Source organism: Methanobrevibacter sp. (genome assembly GCF_045646045.1).
GTDB lineage: Archaea > Methanobacteriota > Methanobacteria > Methanobacteriales > Methanobacteriaceae > Methanocatella.
This window is the reverse complement of the sequence record NZ_JAZRJY010000005.1, coordinates 14,227-35,770: the sequence shown is the minus strand read 5'-3', so window position 1 is coordinate 35,770 and position 21,544 is coordinate 14,227. Positions and strand designations below refer to the sequence as shown.

The window sequence follows — 21,544 nt, the reverse complement described above, 5'->3', positions numbered from 1 at the left end:
CATTATTCTCATATTTTACTAAATTATCATTAAATGCATCCAAAATGTCTTTGTATTCAAATTCATATTCTGTTTTATTATAACTATCTAAAAGCTCTAAATCAGATTCTGAAACATGATTAATATCATTCAAGCTATCCACAGCTATTATTTGTGATAAAATTAACTTGTATGTTTGTATGAACCTTTCAATTAAATCTTTAGAATATTTTTCGGAATAATTTATATTCAAAATATAATTACTTCCTTTTTGGAGGACATCAGCATTAAAATCAGCAATGAAATTCTCCATGTTTCCAACAATGTCCAAGGATGCAAATTCACTTTCATCAAATTCTTTTTTATCATTAACAACCCATTCAGGTATGAATTGGAACAAAATATTTGAATTAATATTATATTCTTTAGATAATAATCTGAATGGATAATAATTAAATTTCACAGCATTATACACTATATCTGACATATACTCCATGAAAGAACTGATATTTTGATTTTTACAATCCACCAATAAAGGCAAAGTATTAACATACATTCCAATGGCATCGAAATTATTTAATCTGTCCCTACCGTTCTCGACAATGTTGAATGAAACTTTATCGCTTCCTACAAATCTGGACAATGTATAAGCAAATACGCTTGTGAACAATACATTTTCGCTTATTGCATACTTATCTAAAAATGATTTGAATAAACTTAGATTTACATCCAAATCCATTTCACAAATGCCTATGCCGTCACTATAAACATCATCAAGCAACAGATTTGTTTCATCAATATCAGCCAGCATAGATTCATAAAAACTATTTGCTTTGTTATATTCATCAGTTTCATGTATCTGATTAGCAAAAGCAGATGCTTTTAAAAATGAATCGTCAACATCTAATGTATTGCCTTCAAGAATATCCAGTAAGTCCTTTTTAAATACACCTTTAGATAATGCATCAAAGATTATATGATGGAATACTGTAAATAAAACATATTTGTCATCATATTCGACAATTAAAAATCTTGATAAACTGTCATACAAATCGAAAGCCTTTGTTAAAAATTCAATGATAAATTCATCATCAATTTCAGATTTTATAATAATTGACGGTTCAGATCCTTTAACCAGGTAAGGTACTTCAAATTCATCGCTAACACACATTCCCAAAATTGGATGAACTTCCAATATCTTATCCAATGCACCATACAATTCTTCATACGAATACTTTTTGGAGATATTTATTGCACCGTGGATGAGATAAGAATCAAATTTATCATTAGCAACAATATCCAGATATACATTTAATTGGCTTTCATTCAAAGGACAGCCAGATTCCAGGGAATAAATATCCAAGTCAAATGAAACATCATATACACTATTGGCAATTGCATAAGGAGTGTGCAAACTTAAAATATCGGCTACAACAATGTTGTAGTCCCTAAGATGAGACAATACCCTAATTGCAGTTAATGAACCTCCACCTAATCTGATGAAATCATCGTAAATACCGATGTTTTCCTGATTAAATACTTTCTCAAATGCACTGACAATGTCCCTTTCAATTTCATTTGTTGGAGCAACATATTCTGCACGCAAATTATCTAAATCAACTTCAGGAAGAGCCTTCTTATCCACTTTACCATTGACAGTTAACGGAATCCTATCCAATTCAACAACAAAGGAAGGAACCATATAGTCAGGTTTAGATTTAGCTACATAATCACAAACGGACTCTTTAAGATTTTCCATTTGCTGAGATACAACAACATATGCAACCAGTTCATTGTTTGTCCTATTTTTAATTGTTTGAACTGTAACATCATCCACAAAATCAATTTCATGTATTACTGATTCTATTTCAGAGAGTTCTACACGGTTTCCTCTGATTTTTACTTGTCCATCACGACGGCCAACAACACCTAATGAACCATCAGGCAATACTCTCAGCATGTCCCCGGTTTGATACATTATTCCGCCATCAAATGGATTTTGAAGAAATGCACTATCTGTTTCTTCTTTACGGTTCAAGTATCCGTCAGCTATTTGGATACCTGCTAGGTACAGTTCACCAACAGCACCAACAGGAACACGTCTAAACTCATTATCCAAAATGTAGAATTTCATGTTTGGATTGATATGGCCAACTGATGAGGTATCGATTTTTTGTGAGTTATCTATTGAAGAGACAAATGCAAATGCCTCTGTAGGTCCGAATTCATCCATTAACCTGTAATTTTTAGGGTTTTCAAACTCACCTAACTTTTCACCACCGACAGATAATACTCTCAATGAATCATTGTCTGCATTTTGGATGAATAATTTACCCACTTGAGCTGTAATTGAAGTATGAGTAACATTATGGTCAATCAGATACTTATTCAGCTCAAACATGTCCAATTTGATATCTTCTGGAATAACAGCTAAAGAAGCTCCTGAGTATAAAACAACAGCCATTGAAAGTGATCCAATATCAAAACCAACAGATGCAAACATACCGTAAGCATCACCAACACCCAATCCATATTTAATTGAGTAGGTACTTGATGCATTTAGAATAGCTTTTCTGGTAATTTTAACACCTTTAGGAACACCAGTAGTACCACTGGTGTATAAAATACAAGCTAAATCACCATAGACAACCGGCAAACTAGATAAACTACCAACATCACCATGAACAATATCTGAAATATTTAAAAGAATAACATTATCATTTGTTAAATTATTTACACGAGCATATGTTTCATCACTAACTATAACAGCTTTAGATTCAGTGTCGTTTAATATGAATTCTATACGTTCATCAGGCAAGGTGCTGTCCAGAGGAACATAAACCGCTCCGGCAGATAAAATACCTAAAACGCTTAACAGATATAATTCAGACCTTTCAACTAAAAATGCAACATTATCCTGCTCATTAACACCTAAATCTGTTAAATTGTCAGCTATTTTATTAGCAATGAAGGCACCTTCCCCATAACTATAATCCAAATCATTATATGAAACTAAACTGTTTTTAGGATATTTGGCCAGATTATCATTAAACGCATCTAAAATGTCATCATAGAATAAAGGACATTCCGTTTTATTATAATTATCCAAAATTTCCAAATCAGAGTATGAAATATAATTAATATCACCCAACATGTCAACAGCAATCAGTTCATTTAAAATTAATTTATATGAATCTGTAAACTGCTTAATAAATTCATTAGAATATTTATCAGAATATGTTGCGCGTAAAATGTAATTTGCACCCTCCTGAATAACTTCAAAAGTCAAATCAGAAATTGAATCACCAAAATCATAAATCCAATCATTATCAACATTTACAGACCTTGTTTTCTTAAGCCATCCAGGTATGAATTGGAATAAAATATTGGACTCGAGATTATATTCATTTGCAAGTAATCTGAATGGATAATAATCATATTTCATCACATTATAAACCAAATCAGACATATAACCCATGAAAGTGGATATCTTTTGGTTTTTACAATCAACAAGTAATGGCAATGTATTTACAAACATTCCAATTGAATCCAAATTGTTAAATCTGCTGCGTCCACTTTCTATTATATTAAACAATGCATTATCATTTCCAACAAAACGGGACAAAGTATAAGCAAATACGCTAGTGAATAATATATTTTCACCAATATTATTTTTTGATAAGAATTCAGTTAACTCAACATCTAATTTAGTGGAATAAAAACCAGGACCATCAGCACCGACAGCATCCAATAATACGTTCACTTCATCACTGTCAACTAACATATTGTCATAAAATGATCTGGCTTCACCATATTCGTTTGTTTTTTGGATTTGTTGGTTGAATGCAGATACTTCTAAAAATGAACTTTCAAAATCAACAGAAGAACCGGCAAGAATAGATAATAAATCCCCTTTAAATATCATTTCTGAACTTGCATCGAATATAATATGATGAAAAACAGCGAAAAAGTCATAGTCATCATTATTTTCAATAATTAAAAATCTGGATAAACGGTCATACAAATCAAATGGTTTTGTCAGGAATTCTTTTATATAATCATCATCCACATCAGATTTAACAATAACTTCCGGTTCAGATCCTTTTACCAGGTATGGAACTTCAAATTCATCACTAACACACATGCCTAAAATAGGATGAACCTTCAACAATTCATCCAAAGCTGTTTTGATTTCATTGACATCATAATCCTTAGAAATATTCATAGATAAAGGAATAAGGTAAGCATTTTTCATATCATTAGCCACAATATCCAAGTATACATTTAATTGAGGCTCATTTAATGGACAACCAGATTCCACAGAATAAACATCCAAATCAAAGGAACTTTCTTTAATAGTTCTGGCGATTGCATATGGAGTGTGTAAACTTAAAATATCCCCTGCAGAAATATCATAATCCTCAAGATTGGATAATAACTTAATTGCAGTTAATGAATCACCACCTAAACGAATGAAATCATCATATATACCAATATTTTCCTGGTCAAATACTTTTTCGAATGCTTCAACAATTATTTTTTCATTTTCTGTTGTTGGAGCAACATACTCTGCACGCAAACTATCTAAATCAACTTCAGGCAAAGCATTTCTATCCACTTTACCATTAACAGTCAATGGAATCTTATCTAATTCAACAATGAATGAAGGGACCATATACGCAGGTTTATTTTTAGCTACATATTTACTAATGGACTCTCCAAGGTCACACATTTTCTTTAATGTTACAACATAAGCTATTAATTCATTATTACCATTATTTTCAATTGTTTGAACTGTAACATCCTCAATATAGTTTATTTCTCTAATTATTGATTCAACTTCAGACAATTCTACACGATTACCTCTGATTTTAACTTGTCCATCCCGACGTCCGATAATGGCTATAGAACCATCAGCAAGTAGACGTGCCATATCTCCAGTACGATATAAAACATTATAATCTTCATTATCATCAAATGGATTGTTAATGAATGATTTTGCACTTTCTTCTTCACGATTCAAGTATCCGTCAGCTATTTGATAACCTGCCAGATATAATTCACCTACAGCACCATAAGGCACGAGTCTTTGTTCATTATCCAAAATATAAGCCTTAACATTATTTAACAAGTATCCTACAGATGAAGAATCTATTTTATCCCCTTCAGGTATGCTTGTAACATATACACATGCCTCTGTTGGTCCATAAGTATCTACAAACCGATAACCCTCCAGATTATCTATTTCCCCTAACTTTTCACCACCAGTAACCAATTCAGTTAATGAAATATCATCAGCATCATTAATAAACAATTTTGCAACTTGTGTTGTAATGTGAGTATGAGTGATTCCATAACGTTTGAAATGATTATTTAGTTTATTCATATCTAATTTGATATCCTCTGGAATGATATTCAAGCAAGCACCGGAATAAATTGATGAGAAAATACCTTTTATAGCAACATCAAAACCAATAGAAGCAAATAAACCGTAAACATCATCCTTACTTATGCCTGACTCATTAACATAAAATTCTGTAAAGTTAAGAATAGCCTTTCTAGTAATTTTAACCCCTTTAGGAACACCAGTACTACCACTTGTGTATAAAATACAAGCTAAATCATCATAAACAACCGGCAAACGGGATAAATTACCCACATCACCATTAACAATATCTGAAATATTTAAAAGAATTATATTATCATCAATTAAATTATTAACACGATTATAAGTGTTGTCACTAACAATAACAACTTTAGAACCAGTATCATTCAACATTAACTCGATACGATTATCCGGATATTCATCATCAAGTGGAACATAAACTGCTCCGAGAGATAAAATACCCAAAATACTAAACATATACAATTCAGAACGCTCAACTAAGAAAGCAACAGACTCTTGATGACCAACACCCAAATTAATTAACTTTTTAGCAATCTTATCTGCAATAAATGCTCCCTGACTATAACTGTAAACTCTTCCATTATAGGATACAAGATTATTGTTAGGATATCTACTTAAATTACAATTAAATGAATCTAGAATATCACTATATTTCAAAGAATGTTCCGTCTGATTAACAGTACCTAAAAGTTCCATATCAGATTTTGAAATATAAACAATGTCTTTTAATTCATTTTTATCCAACATTTGAATTAGAACTTCCCTAAATACATTTAAAAATCGTATAATAGTCTCATTTGAGTATTTTTCACAAGACCCAATTCTAATTAGATATCCATCATCCAAATCGTTAACTATGCATGAAAACTCTGAAACCAAGTCCCTTTCAATATCTTCAATGATTAACTCATCATCTATATCTGAGACATCATTTAAATCAAAATTATATTCAAATAATATATTCTTGTTTAAATTAAACTCTCTTGCAAGCAATCTGTATGGATATACACTATATTTCATTGAATCCATGATTAAATCAGATACATCAGTTATAAACTCTTTAACAGTTCTGTTTTCACAGCCAATAATTATCGGAATAGTGCGAATATACATTCCCAATGCATTTTGATTGTAGTTTTCATGACGACCATGTTCTGTATAGGTGAAATAAACTTTATTATCCCCAACAAAACGAGAATAGGAATAAGCAAAAATTGCATTAAGTAAATTACCCACAGTAATTCCGTTTTCACGGCAAAATTTTTCAACATTTTGGCGAACTCCACGAATTGGAAGTTGAATAATATTTTTAGAACCGTTTAAATCACTTAACAGACTATTGACTTCATCCATTCCTGAAAGATTATTTTCAAAGAATTCATGTGCTTCATCATAAATATTTTCAAATTTGGAGTTAAATAAGTCATTGCTATCATAAACAAATCCTAAATCCACACCATCATCAAACCTGCCTTCCAATGCCCCAATCAATTCATTATTAATTAAATTGGTACTTGTTGCATCATTGATTACATGATGAATATCGTAAAATATGGATTTTTCACCATTATCTTCAATAATGTAAAAACGTGCGAGAGATCCATTCAAATCAAATGGTCTAATCAATTCGGAATAATCAGTATCATCTACAACTTCAATGGAAGGATAGCTATCGCAGACTAAAAGAGGAACCTCTCCATCAACAATACGACCTTTTAAAATTGGATGTTTATCAATTAAATAATCAATGACATTTTTAATTTCAGTTACAGATGTATTAAAGCCACATTTGATAATTCCTGTTGTTGAATAAGCTGTACCCTTATCATTAACCTTTTCATCTAAATAAACACCCATTTGGGATTCGGACAATACACAAACCATATCTCCAGATTCATATTCACCAATGAATTTCAATTCATGCATAATATTTTCAATAAATTCTTCAAATTCATCTCCAATATATGTATCTCCAGCATAATCTCCAGAAATCATATATGAATCATCAACACGAGAAATATTGAAAGAAATACCATAAGTAACTGAATCTAATTCTTCAGAGTTATTTTTATCATTTAATAATAATTCTTTTTTAACTGATTGGAACAATTCATTTTCATATGCGGATTCAGTACTTAAAAAATTGAAAGTGACAGGACAGTTTTTGTATTCCATTTCATGTAACTTATAAATTAAAGACCCATAGTTCAAACCTAAATGTTTAACCTCTTTAAATGCTGTTTTAATAGAATAAACATCATTCATTAAAGAAATATCATCAGCAGCAGCACTAATACCAACATAAACAGGATATTGAGTTGTAAACCAACCAACTGTTCGGTTCACATCTGCTAAACTTTCATCACGACCATAAGTTTCGCGATTAAATATAATGTCCATTCCATAAGTCCTCTTATAAGCACGAGAAATACTTAAAGCCAAATATTCCTCTTCACTTAACATTAATAAATTGTCTGCATTGAAACATGATTTGATATTGATATTGAATAAATTGGACTTTCCTTCAATAGAAGAATCATCCAATAACGAATCCATTTTATACCAATGCTGCTTTTCATCATCAGAAATATCTTCAGCTAATTTTTCAACATCTCCAACCCAATATTTATAAGGATACGGTTTCAATAAATCAATTTCTTTTTCTTGCTCCAACAGGTTGTAAATATAGGATAAATCATCGATTAAAATACTCCAGCTAACACCATCAATAATTAAATGATGTATCACAAAGACAACATAACATTCATCATTATAATGAATAAGACTAATTTTAATTAAATTACCATCAATATCAAGAGATTTCTTTGATTCAACAATAACATCCTTAAGAGATGTGTTTAAATCATCTGTGGTTAATTCATTAACTTCACAAATCCGAGCATTTAATGGTAAAATCTCCTGATAGACATTATCGCCTTTTTTAAATGTTGCTCTCAGCATATCATGAACATTAGTTAATTCATCGAATGCTTTTTGTAAAATGTTTAAATCCAAATTAACTTTTGATTTTAATATAAAATCTTGAGAATAATCATTTTCATTGATTTGATCAAAGAAATAACTTTGAATAGGGAGTAAATCAACTTCCCCTTCTATAGCTTCAAATGAAGTTTTATGTATCCTTTCCACATTTTGTGCAATTAAATATGGAGTTTTGTAACTCAATATGTCTCTTGCATTGCATGAAATATCATTTTTTTCAAGCAAGGAGATTACACGAATAGCAGTGATAGAATCTCCACCCAAACTGATAAAATCATCATTTAATCCAATAGTTGTTTCATTAAAGACTTTATTGAATGCATCAACAATAATCTTTTCATTTTCAGTTTCAGGAGCAACATATTCTGCACGTAAAGTTTTTAAATCAACACCAGGTAATGATCTTTTATCCACTTTACCATTAACAGTCAGTGGAATCTCATCTAATTCGACAATAAATGAAGGAATCATATATTCCGGTTTATTTTTAGCTACATATTCACAGACAGATTCTTTAAGATTATCAATTTTACTTACTGTTACAACATAAGCGATTAATTCATAATTACCATTATTTTCAATTGTTTGAACAGTGACATCATCAATATAATTAATTTCCAGTATTACTGATTCCACTTCAGATAATTCTACACGATTACCTCTGATTTTAACCTGATTGTCTTTACGTCCTACAATCGCCAATGATTTATCAGGCAATATCCTGACCATATCTCCGGTACGATACAATACATTATAATCATCATCATTTTCAAACGGATTTTCAATAAATGAATCAGCAGTTTCTTCTTTAAGGTTTAAGTAACCATCAGCTATTTGATATCCCGATAAGAATAATTCACCTACAGCACCAACAGGAACACGCCTAAATTCATCATCCAAAATATATGCTTTTGTGTTGTTGATTAAATAACCTATGGATGAAGAATCAATCCTATTTTCAACATCAATAGTGGCAACTTCAACATAAGCCTCTGTAGGCCCATATCCATCAACAAATCGGCAGGAAACATCTTCATTAAATTCACCTAATTTTTCACCACCCGTAAATAAAACATCTAATGAAATATCCTCAATTTGACTAATTAATAACTTGGCAACCTGTGTGGTGATATCAACATGATTTATACTATGTTTGAGGAAATGGCTATTTAAATCATTCATATTCAATTTAACATCATTTGGAATGACATCCAAACAAGCTCCAGCATAAATTGCAGTAAAAATAGCTTTATACGCAGCATCAAAACCAATAGATGAATATAATCCGAAAACATCCTCACTAGTCAATTCATATGTCTTAATATAAAAATGAGCAGAATTAACAATAGCCTTTCTAGTAATTTTAACACCTTTCGGAATGCCAGTAGTACCACTGGTGTATAAAATAGCTGCTAAATCCCCATATACAACAGGTAAACTAGCTAAAGTTCCAATTTCCTCATTTACAATATCTGAAATGTTTATTATACAATGATTATTTGATAAATATTCTGCACGCTCAAAATTGTTATTATCAACAATAATCACTTTGGCATCGGCATCATTCAATATGAATTTGATACGTTTATCAGGAAGTGTATCATCAAGAGGAACATAAACCGCTCCAGCAGACAAAATACCTAAAACACTTAACAAGTATAATTCAGACCTTTCAGTTAAAAATGCAACATTATCCTGAGATTTAACACCTGCATTTTTTAAACGAATAGCTATCTCATCGGCAATAAATGCGCCTTGAGAATAGCTATAAAATCTATTATCGCAAGATACGAGATTATTATTTGGATATTTTGACAGATTATCATTAAATGCATCCAGAATATCGCAATAATCTAAAGGATATTCAGTTTTATTAATAGTATCTAAAAATTCTAAATCATAATCTGAGACATAATTGATGTCAGACAACTTATTAACATCAATCATTTCCTGTAAAATTAAATTATATGATTCCATGAAATGTTGAACCATGTTTTTAGAATATTTATCTGAATATGTAATACTCAATGTGTATTCTTCACCATTTTGGATGACATCCACACTGAAATCTGAAATTAAATCATCCCTTATGCCGATTATCTCATCATATATGGATCTATTGTCATATAACTTATTATCCAATTCAATCCAATCAGGCAGATACTGGAATAAAATATTAGAATCAATATCATATTTATTGGCCAGTAATCTAAACGGATAATAATCATATCTCATCACATCATACACTAAAGTTGACATATACTCCATGAATGATGAGACATCCTGGTTTTCACAATTAACCAACATAGGCAACGTATTTACATACATACCTATGGAGTCCAGATTATTAAATCTGCTACGTCCGTTCTCTATTATGTTGAATAATGCTTTATCGCTTCCAGCATATCTGGATAATGTATAAGCAAATACACTTGTGAACAATATATTTTCATTAACTTGATATTTATCTAAAAATGATTTAAATGATTTTAAATCAAAATTCAAGTTGATATGTTCAATTCCATGTTTATCAGAATCTACACTATCCAATAAAATACCTGCTTCATCACTATCAGCAAGCATTGATTCATAGAACTTACCCGCATCAACATATTCATCAGTTTCCTGAATTTCTTTGGCAAACGCAGATACCTTTAAGAATGAATCATCAATATCAAGAGATTTTCCACTAATAATATCTAATAAATCCTGTTTAAAGACATTTTCTGATAATGCATCGAATATAATATGATGGAAAACAGCAAATAGATTATACACATCATTATTTTTAACAATTAAAAATCTTGATAAACTATCATTCAAATCAAAAGGTTTAGTTAAAAAGTCCAATATGAATTCATCATCAGCATCAGATTTGACAATAATTGCCGGTTTAGATCCTTTGATTAAATAAGGCACTTCATAATCATCACTAACACACATTCCTAAAATAGGATGGACCTTAATTATTTCATCCAAAGCATTGGTTATGGAATCAATATCATATTCTCCGGAAATTTCCATGAGAACAGAGAGCAGATAAGAGTCAATTTTATTGTTGGTTACGATATCCAAATACACATTTAATTGAGATTCATTCAACGGACAACCGGATTCCACAGAGTAGATATCAAAATCAAATGATTCATCTTTAATATTATTTGCAATTGCATAAGGAGTATGCAGGCCTAAAATATCCGCTGCGGCAATATTATAATCTTCAAGATAGGACAGCAATTTTATTGCAGCTAAAGAATCACCACCAAGACGGATGAAATCATCATAAATTCCAATTTTATCATTACGGAAGACTTTTTCAAACGCTTCAACTATAATTTTTTCTATTTCATTTGTTGGAGCAACATATTCGACATTTAAACTATCTAAATCAACTTCAGGTAATGCACGTTTATCTACTTTACCATTAACATTTAAAGGAATATTGTCTAAACCTATTACAAATGATGGAACCATATAATCAGGTTTACGTTTAGTTACATAATTACAAATTGAATATTTAAGTTCATCAGCTCCAAATTCTTTGTTTACAACCACATAAGAAACTATTTCATTATTATCATTATGGGTTATGGTTTGAACTGTTACATCTTCCACATATTCTATTTCACGAATAACACATTCAATTTCTGATAATTCAACACGGTTTCCTCTGATTTTAACCTGACCGTCACGACGACCCACAAGACCTAAAGAACCATCCGGCAGCATGCGTACCATATCACCAGTACGATACAATACACCATACTCATTATCATCAAATGGATTGCTGATAAATGCATTTTTTGTTTCTTCTTCACGGTTCAAGTAACCATCAGCAATTTGATAACCTGCAAGACATAACTCACCAACAGCCCCAATAGGAACCTTTCTTCTTTCATCATCTAAAACATAAGCTTTTGTATTATAATTTAAAAATCCTACTGAAGATTCATGGATTTTTTGTGAATTGTGTATGGAAGACATGAAGGCAAATGCTTCTGTTGGCCCAAATCCGTCAACCAACTCATAATTCTCTGGACTTTCAACTTTACCTAATTTTTCACCTGCGACAAGTAAAACATCCAATGACGTATCCTCAACGCTTTGCATGAATAGCTTACCTACCTGAGTAGTTATAAATGCGTGTGTAACACCCTGTTTGAGGAAATAGCTATTCATTTCAGCCATGTTGAGCCTAATATTTTCCGGAATTACACTAAGGCAAGCTCCACTATATAGAACAGCACCAATTATGAAATTGGATACATCAAAACCAATAGCTGAAAACAATGCATAAACATCATTGCTTCCCAAGCCATATTTCTCAATATAAAATTGAGAAACATTCACCATAGATTTACGTGTGATTTTAACACCTTTAGGAACACCAGTAGTACCACTAGTATACAAAATACAAGCTAAGTCACCATAAACCACAGGCAAACCAGATAAAGTGCCAACATCATCATCAATAAGGTTCGATACATTAAAAACAATGCAATCATCACCCCAATTAGATAAACGGCCATAAGTCTCATCACTGACTATAACAACCTTGGATTCCGTGTCACTTAATATGAATTTTATTCGCTCATCAGGCAAATTATCATCTAAAGGAACATAAACGGCACCCATGGACATGATACCCAAAACACAAAACATATACAACTCTGAACGTTCTACCAAAAAGCCAACACGATCTTGCGGCTTTATGCCCGAATCAATTAGTTGTTCAGCAATCTTATCTGCGATGAATGCTCCTTCTTCATAGGTGTAAGAAATATCATTATATGTTACCAGTTTATTAGAAGGACATTTTCTTAAATTATCATTAAATGCATCCAAAACATCATCATACATTAAAGAATGTTCAGTTTGATTATAACCGTCTAAAATATCCGAATCAGTATCTGAAATATAATTTATATCAGACAAGTTATTCTTATCTAAAAACTGAGTTAATATTTCTTTAAATACATTAACAAAACGCTCAGCACTATTTTGACTATACTTGTCCGAGTAGTTTACATTTACAATGAAATTATCATCAAAATCATTTACAACACATGAAAATTCTGAAACTGAATCAGCAGAATCACCAAAGACAATTTCATCTTTAATTTTACCCATGTCATTTAAATCATAATTATATTCAAAGATAACATCATTATTTAAGCCAAATTCATTTGCAAGTAACCTAAATGGATAATCACTATTGCTCATTGATTCTAAGATTAAATCAGAAACATTGCTTAAATAATCCCTGACAGATTTATTTTCACAATCAACAATAATTGGAATAGTGCGAATGAACATTCCCAAGGCATTTTGACTATAGTCTTCATGACGTCCATGTTCTGTAAAATTATAATAAACCTTATTGCTACCTATGAAACGGGAATATGCATATGCAAAAACTGAATTCAAGAAATTACTAACTGTAATTCCCATTTCATTGACAAATTTCTCAACATCATTTCGCACATCAAGAATCGGGAGACTGACACTTCCTGCACACCCATCAATATCCTCCATGAGATAATGAACATCTTCCATGTCAGCAAATTCTTGATTAAAGAATTTTTCACTAGTTCCATACTCCACTTTAAATCTAGATTCAAATGAATCATTACTAGCATAAATAAATCCTAAATCAATAGTATCATCATATATTCCATCTAATAATTCAGTTAACTCATTGTTAATTATTTTACGGCTGCTTGCATCACTTATTGTATGGTGCATGCAATAGAATACTGATTTAGCATCATTGTTATCAACAATGTAAAAACGTGATAATGATTTATCCAAATCAAAAGGATAAAGCATTTTGGAATAATCGATTTCATCAACAACATCGATTGAAGGACAAGAATCACAGATTAAAAGAGGCAAATCCCCATTATCAACAATGCGTCCTTTTAAAATAGGATGCTTATTAATTAACAGATGAATTGCATTTTCAATTTCTTCAACTGATTTATCAACACCACATTTAACAATATCCTTAACAATGTAGGCAGAACCCTTGTTGTGAACTTTTTCATCCAAATAAACTCCCAATTGAGATTCAGATAAGCAGCAGCCAATAAAATTATTTTCAATTGAATAATTATCGATTAATTTTAGTTCTGATTTGATATTTTCAATAAATTCATCAAATTTCTCGCCAATAAATGTATCTTCTGCATAATTTCCGTTTACAACATATGAATTATCCATACGTGAAATATTTATGGAAATTCCATGACAGACAGATTCCCCATTATTTTCATCTTTAATGAAAAGATTTTGGTTAACTGATGTGAATAATTCATTTTTAAATTCAAACTCTGTACTTAAGAAATTGAATGTAACCGGACAGTTCTTATATTCGAATTCATTGGTTGTGAAGATTAAAGAGGAATAATTCAAACCTAAATGATTAACATCTTTGAGTGCAGTTTTAACATTATAAACATCTGCCATCAATGATATGCCATCATCATTAATTCCAACATCAACTGCTACTGGATATTTGCTGGTAAACCAGCCGACAGTTCTTGAAAGATCTGCCAAGCTCTCATCCCTACCATAAGATTCCCTATTATAAATGATATTATTACCGTAAGTCTTTTTATAAGCACGTGCAACAGATAATGCCCAATATTCCTCTTCAGAAAGCATTAACAAGTTATCAGTATTAAAGGATGCATCTATATCAAAAGAATAATAATTGCTTTTTCCTTCAATATCCAAATCGTCCAATAAACTGTTAATTTCAATCCAATGCTCTTTTTCTTCTTGAGAAATATCATTTACGATTTCATTAATATCACTGACCCATGATTTATAGGAATAAGGTATAGATAAATCAATTTCTTTTTTATTTTCCAATTGAGAATAGATATATGACAAATCATCAAGCAGAATATTCCAGCTAACTCCATCAACAATTAAATGGTGAATAACAAAAATGATATAACATTCACTTTCGCAATGGACAAGATTAATATCAATTAACTTATCATTAATGTTCAGTGATTTTTTAGATTCTAAAACAATATCATTAAAAATTTTATTTGAAATGCTTAATACATTATATTCATTGACTTTACAAACACATGTATCTAGAGGTAAAATTTCCTGTATTGCTTTTCCATCTTCAATTTTATATGATGCCCTCAGCATGTCATGAATATTTGTTAATTCATTTAGAGCATTTTGTAAAATACCGCAATTTAAATTTTTACTTGATTTTAAAATATATTCCTGCGTATAATCATTATCTTTTATTTGATCAAAGAAATACTTCTGAATAGGAAGTAAATCCACAACACCTTCAACATTTTTATGTGAAATTTTTTCAGTGCTTTTAATATTTTGTGCAATTAAGTATGGAGTTTTATAATTTAATATATCTCTTGCACTGCAAGTAATGTCATTTTTTTGAAGTGATGAAATAACACGAATAGCCCTAATAGAATCTCCACCCAAACGGACAAAGTCATCGAATAAACTAATGTCTTTTTGATTAAATGCAAGTTCGAAAGCTTCCACAATATATCTTTCACTTTCAGTTACAGGTGCAACATAATCAACATGCAAAGTGTCCAAATCAACTTCCGGCAAAGCCCGTTTATTTACTTTTCCATTAACATTCAAAGGAATTTCATCCAGTTTAACGACAAATGAAGGAATCATATATTCAGGTTTAAATTTATTTACATAATCACAAACATTTTCTTTAAGATCATCCCTATCCCAGTCTTTAGATAAAACAATATAAGCAACCAACTCATTGTTGGTCCCATTTTCAATAGTTTGAACTGTAACATCATCAATATAATCCATTTCCCGGATTACAGATTCAATTTCTGAAAGCTCGACACGGTTTCCTCTGATTTTAACCTGACCGTCACGACGACCGACAATACCCAAAGTACCATCAGGCAACATACGTGCCATATCACCAGTACGGTATAATTTAGAATAATTCTCACCAGCATCAAAAGGATTGTCGATGAATGACTTGAAAGTCTCCTCATCACGATTCACATAACCTTCAGATACTTGATATCCTGCAAGGTACAATTCACCGACAGCACCTATCGGTACCCTTCTTTGTTGTGAATCCAAAATATAAACTTTAGAATTATAATTTAAATAACCAATAGAAGAATAATCTGATTTATCTGAGTTATTAATGGATGAAATAAAGTTATTGGTTTCTGTAGGTCCATACTCATCAACCAGAATATAATTATTAGGACTTTCAAATTTTCCTAATTTTTCACCACCAACAAACAAATACTTCAATGAAGTATTGTCAACAGTTTCCATAAACAGTTTACCAACCTGAGTGGTAATAATTGTATGGGTAACATTTTGGTCAATGAAATAATCATTTAAGCCAATCATATTCAACTTCATATCTTCAGGAACTATTGATAAACATGCACCTGCATAAATGGTTTTGAATATAGACTCACAACCTGCATCAAAACCAATGGAAGGATAAAGCGCATAAACATCACTGCCGGTTAATCCGTATGTATCAGCATAATATGCAGCAACATTCAGAATAGCTTTTCTGGTGATTTTTACACCTTTTGGAACTCCAGTACTACCACTGGTATATAAGACACTTGCTACATCACCATAAACAACATCCAAATGATTTAAATATCCCATATCTTCTTTAAGAATTTCTGAGATATTTAAAACAATAGAATCATCAAATAAACTTTCAGCCCTTTTGTAAGTTTCATCACTCCCAATAACAACTTTTGCACCGGTATCTTCAGCCATGAATTTGATGCGACTGTCAGGGTGAGTATCATCCAACGGTACAAAAACAGCACCAATGGATAAAATAGCTAAAGTGGAAAACATGTACAATTCGCTACGTTCAACTAAAAAGGCAACACAATCTTGCTTTTCAACACCTAAATCAATTAACTTTTTAGCAATCTTATTTGCAATAAATGCACCTTCACCATATGAATAAGAAACCTCATTATAAGACACTAGATTATTATCAGGGAAATTTGCCAAATTATCGTTGAATGCATCCAAAACATCTTTGTAATCCAAGTCATGTTCTGTAGCATTGAAATTATCCAAAGATTTTAAATCTGAGTAACTGGTATAATTAATTTGTGATAATTCATTGACTTGCATCATTTCTTTTAAAATTAACTTATATGATTCACTGAATTGTTCAATGAATGATTTTGAAAATTTATCAGAATATAAAATCCTAATCCTCAATTCATCTTCACCGACATCAAAAATAAAGAATGACAAATCTCCCTGCACATCCTCTTTTAGGTCTTCAATTTCATAACCAAATTCATCTTTATTTGATGCATTATAGAATAGATTGTGTGAATATTGGAATAGAATATCTGAATTTAAATCATATTCATTAGCCAAAATACGGAAAGGATACAAATCATACTTCATCACCGAATTAACTAAATGACTTGAATAATCTAAAAAGGAATTGACACTTTGATTTTCACAGCCAATAAGGACGGGCAATGTTCGAACAAACATTCCTACAGACTTGGATAAATCAATATGACCCCTACCATCTTCCAAAAGATTAAATAGAACTTTATTTGAACCTGTGAATCTTGATAATGTGTATGCAAATACGCTGGCGAAAAATTGATTATGAGTGATGTTGTGATCTTGTAAAAATGAAGATAAGTAATTTTTATCGATGCTAAAGGTATTTAAATACTCAAATTCGTTACCATCCCCATCGATAGATGGCAATATCTCATAAGTTTCGTCTTTATCTGCCAACATTCTATCCATGAACTGTTTAGCGCTGTCAATGTATTCCGGATATATGTTTTCTTCAAATGAAATCTGTCTTAAAATACCATCATCAACAAAATCCATAGCCTCATTATTCAAAATAGACAATAATGTGGTCAATAGGATGTTGACTGATGTACCGTCGAAAATCATATGATGAATATCTAAACATAAGCTAGTTGAATTCCCATCTTCTACAATTAAAAATCTAGACAAATATTTATCCAATTCAAAAGTTTTGACAAAAGATTTAACATCATTTGGCATTCCCTTTTTGATTTCAGGTTCGGCATCAAAAATACACTTAGGTGAATTCTCTTCAATTATAACCCTTGATTTTAAAATAGGATATACATCAAACAATTTAAACAATGCATTTTCAATTTCCTCAACAGAAAACGATTTTTTAAAGTTGATTTTAAATGGATTGTTATATCCGCTGTTCATTTCATTAACACTTTCATCAAGATAAACATTCAATTGAGATTCCAATAAAGGAGATGATTCATTGAAAGTATAATCAACACAAACTTTTGAATGAACATTCAAATTGTATTTAATATGATTGGCAATATTTACAGGAGTTGAAAGCTCAATTATTTCACTGGAATAAAGATTTACATCCAAATTTTCTTTTAATATCAGTTGTAGATTCATTGCAGATAATGAGTTCCCACCCAATTCTACAAAATTATCATCAATTAAAACATGATCCCTATTTAAAATATTCTTAAATGCATCAACCACAGTTTTAAGAACTTCATCACCAATAATCATTTCAGATTTTTCTTTAAAAATCTCTTTAATAGCAAATTTATCTATTTTACCATTCATGTTTAAAGGTATTTCATCCAATTCAACAAAAAGTGAAGGAATCATATATTTTGGCAATTCGTTTCTCAAAGCTTCTTTAACATCTTCAATATCAATTTCATCAGTGGTTGTGTAATATGCAATTAAATTATCATAATCAACATCCAAATAGACTTCTGAAATCTCTGAGAAGTTATTCATAATGTTTAAAATTTCCTCAGATTCAATACGGAAACTCCTTACAGACAATTGATTGTCTTCACGTCCAATGATTTCTATTTCACCATCAAAATTATAGTAAGCAATGTCTCCAGTAGAATACAATCTCCTATTGTCTTCACAGTCACAGTACGGATTGTCTAAATATGCCTTATCTGTCAGTTCAGGATTACCATAATATCCCGGACTCATATAATCTCCGGAAACATATATTTTACCTGGAACCCCAAATGGAGTTGGTTTGTAATTTTTATCCAAAATGTATACCCAAGTGTTGTCCATTGGTTTACCAATAGGTATAACATCCCTATCCACATGCAAAATACCTGATACAACCATCAGTATTTCTGTTGTTCCATAAAGGTTGAGCAATTTAGTATTGGTGTCCTTTTTAGGCAGGTTATTGGTTTTTGATCCCGCAACTGTCATATAGTTTAGATTTATTTCGTCGTTTTCTATGATTGGAAGCCCAACAGCAGGAGGCAATATTGAATCGTTTAAAGGTTGATTTTTAAGTGTTTGAATTAAAAGCAAACTGTCATTTCGTTCCTTTTCATTGAATATCCTACATGATTCAGCGAAATACAATGAAAAGAACATCCTGAATGATGCTGCAAAACTGAAACTGGCATAACATCCTGAAAAATCTCCCGGTGATGAGCCATACATGCTTTTTACAGCTCTTCCAACACCGGCAATTTGCTTATTGGACATCATTACTCCTTTAGGAAGTCCAGTTGTTCCTGATGTAAACATTATTGCAAATAAATCTTTTCCGTTACCTAAGCATTCAAAATCAACATTACTAGTATCATTTAAATCTTCAATATAGATTAAATCAGTGTTTAAATCCTTTGAAATTTCATATTTCTTAGTAGTGATGATATATTTGGATTTGCTGATATTAAGCATATGCTGCATACGCTTTAATGGATATTCTGAATCTATAGGTACAAATGCAGCCCCAATCTTATTCAATGCCAATACTATTTCTGGAAAATGGTAATCCCTTGGAAGTATTACGGCTATAACATCACCCAAACCAATACCATAGTCATTACTTAAATCATTGGCAATTGAGTTACTTGACTGTTCCAAATCACTATATGTTTTTTGACAAATTCCATCATCAATAGCAATTCTATCAGGATGTTCAATAGCATTTTCACGAAATGCCATAGACAATGTCTTATTCTTATCAACTTCAACAGTTGGGCCTTTTAAAAATTTGAAAATTAACTCTTTTTCCTTATCAGATATAATATCGATTTCTTTGCATTGTTCATTAGGTAAATCCAAAACATTATTTATCAAATGATTAATATTAGCCACCATATTCTCCATGTATTTATCAGAGAACAAATCATCATTATAAACTAATTCCAAATAATTATTGTATACATTTAGGGTTAAAGCAGAATTTATGCCTGTAATAACTTTTACATTCTCCAAATTTGTAAAATCATGAACTGAATAATAGGATAAATCCTCATCAATATAATTTTCAATATCCACTTTAGTATGTTCATCTACAGTATCAAAAACACTTTTAACATTATCCATATAATCGATAAATGATTGCTCATCCCCACATCCTATTTTTAGTATAGTGTTTCTATCCAACTTATCGTCATCAGATGATATGCTTGTTTTTAAAAGACATCCCTGCGTACTATCGATTCTGGATAGATATAGGGAAAATATTGAAGTTATGAACTCAAATTTTGAAATTTCATATTCCTTTAAAAAATTTGAAAACATATTAGGAGCAATAGGAATTTTTATAGTTTTATAATCTCCTGATTGGATATTGAAGAATTTAACATAATCTCCCATATCCAACAGATATTTTTTCCAAAAAACAGAGTCTTTATCAAAATCCTGTGAATTTAAATATTCTTGAACATATTTATGATAAGATAAAAGGTTATTTTTAAAAGATGGGTCAATTGAGTTATAAAATAAGCCATGAAACTCATTAATTGATGTGTAGTCAAATATTGATGAATGGATAATAGCTAATATTGTTATTTTATCATTATTTTTTAAAACCATAAATTTATACAAAGGCACATTAATAATATCCTCAAAAGTAAAATCGAAAAAGGAATTTATTATTTTTTCTATGCTTAATGATGTTTGACCTGAAACATCCCTAAATCTATAGATTTCATTATTATTTTTCAGAAATGCAATATAATTCTCATCAAATTGTACATTTAGACAATTTCCAATTTTTTCAAATAAATTATCTATTTGCGGTTTATCAACAAGTTCAATATCGAATGAAAATTTAATTTCATGACCATTCAT

General features: G+C 30.7%; 1 protein-coding gene (cut by a window edge). It reads right to left on the bottom strand.

What is annotated here, in order from left to right; translation table 11 throughout:
• A protein-coding gene (locus ACKI5C_RS00205; protein ID WP_407430840.1) for a non-ribosomal peptide synthase/polyketide synthase crosses the window boundary here: on the bottom strand, nt 1-21,544 show its 5' end (the start). The gene continues 35,969 nt to the left of window position 1, outside the view; 21,544 of the gene's 57,513 nt are visible here — the first part of the coding sequence; it begins with the start codon at nt 21,542-21,544; the stop codon falls past the left edge of the window.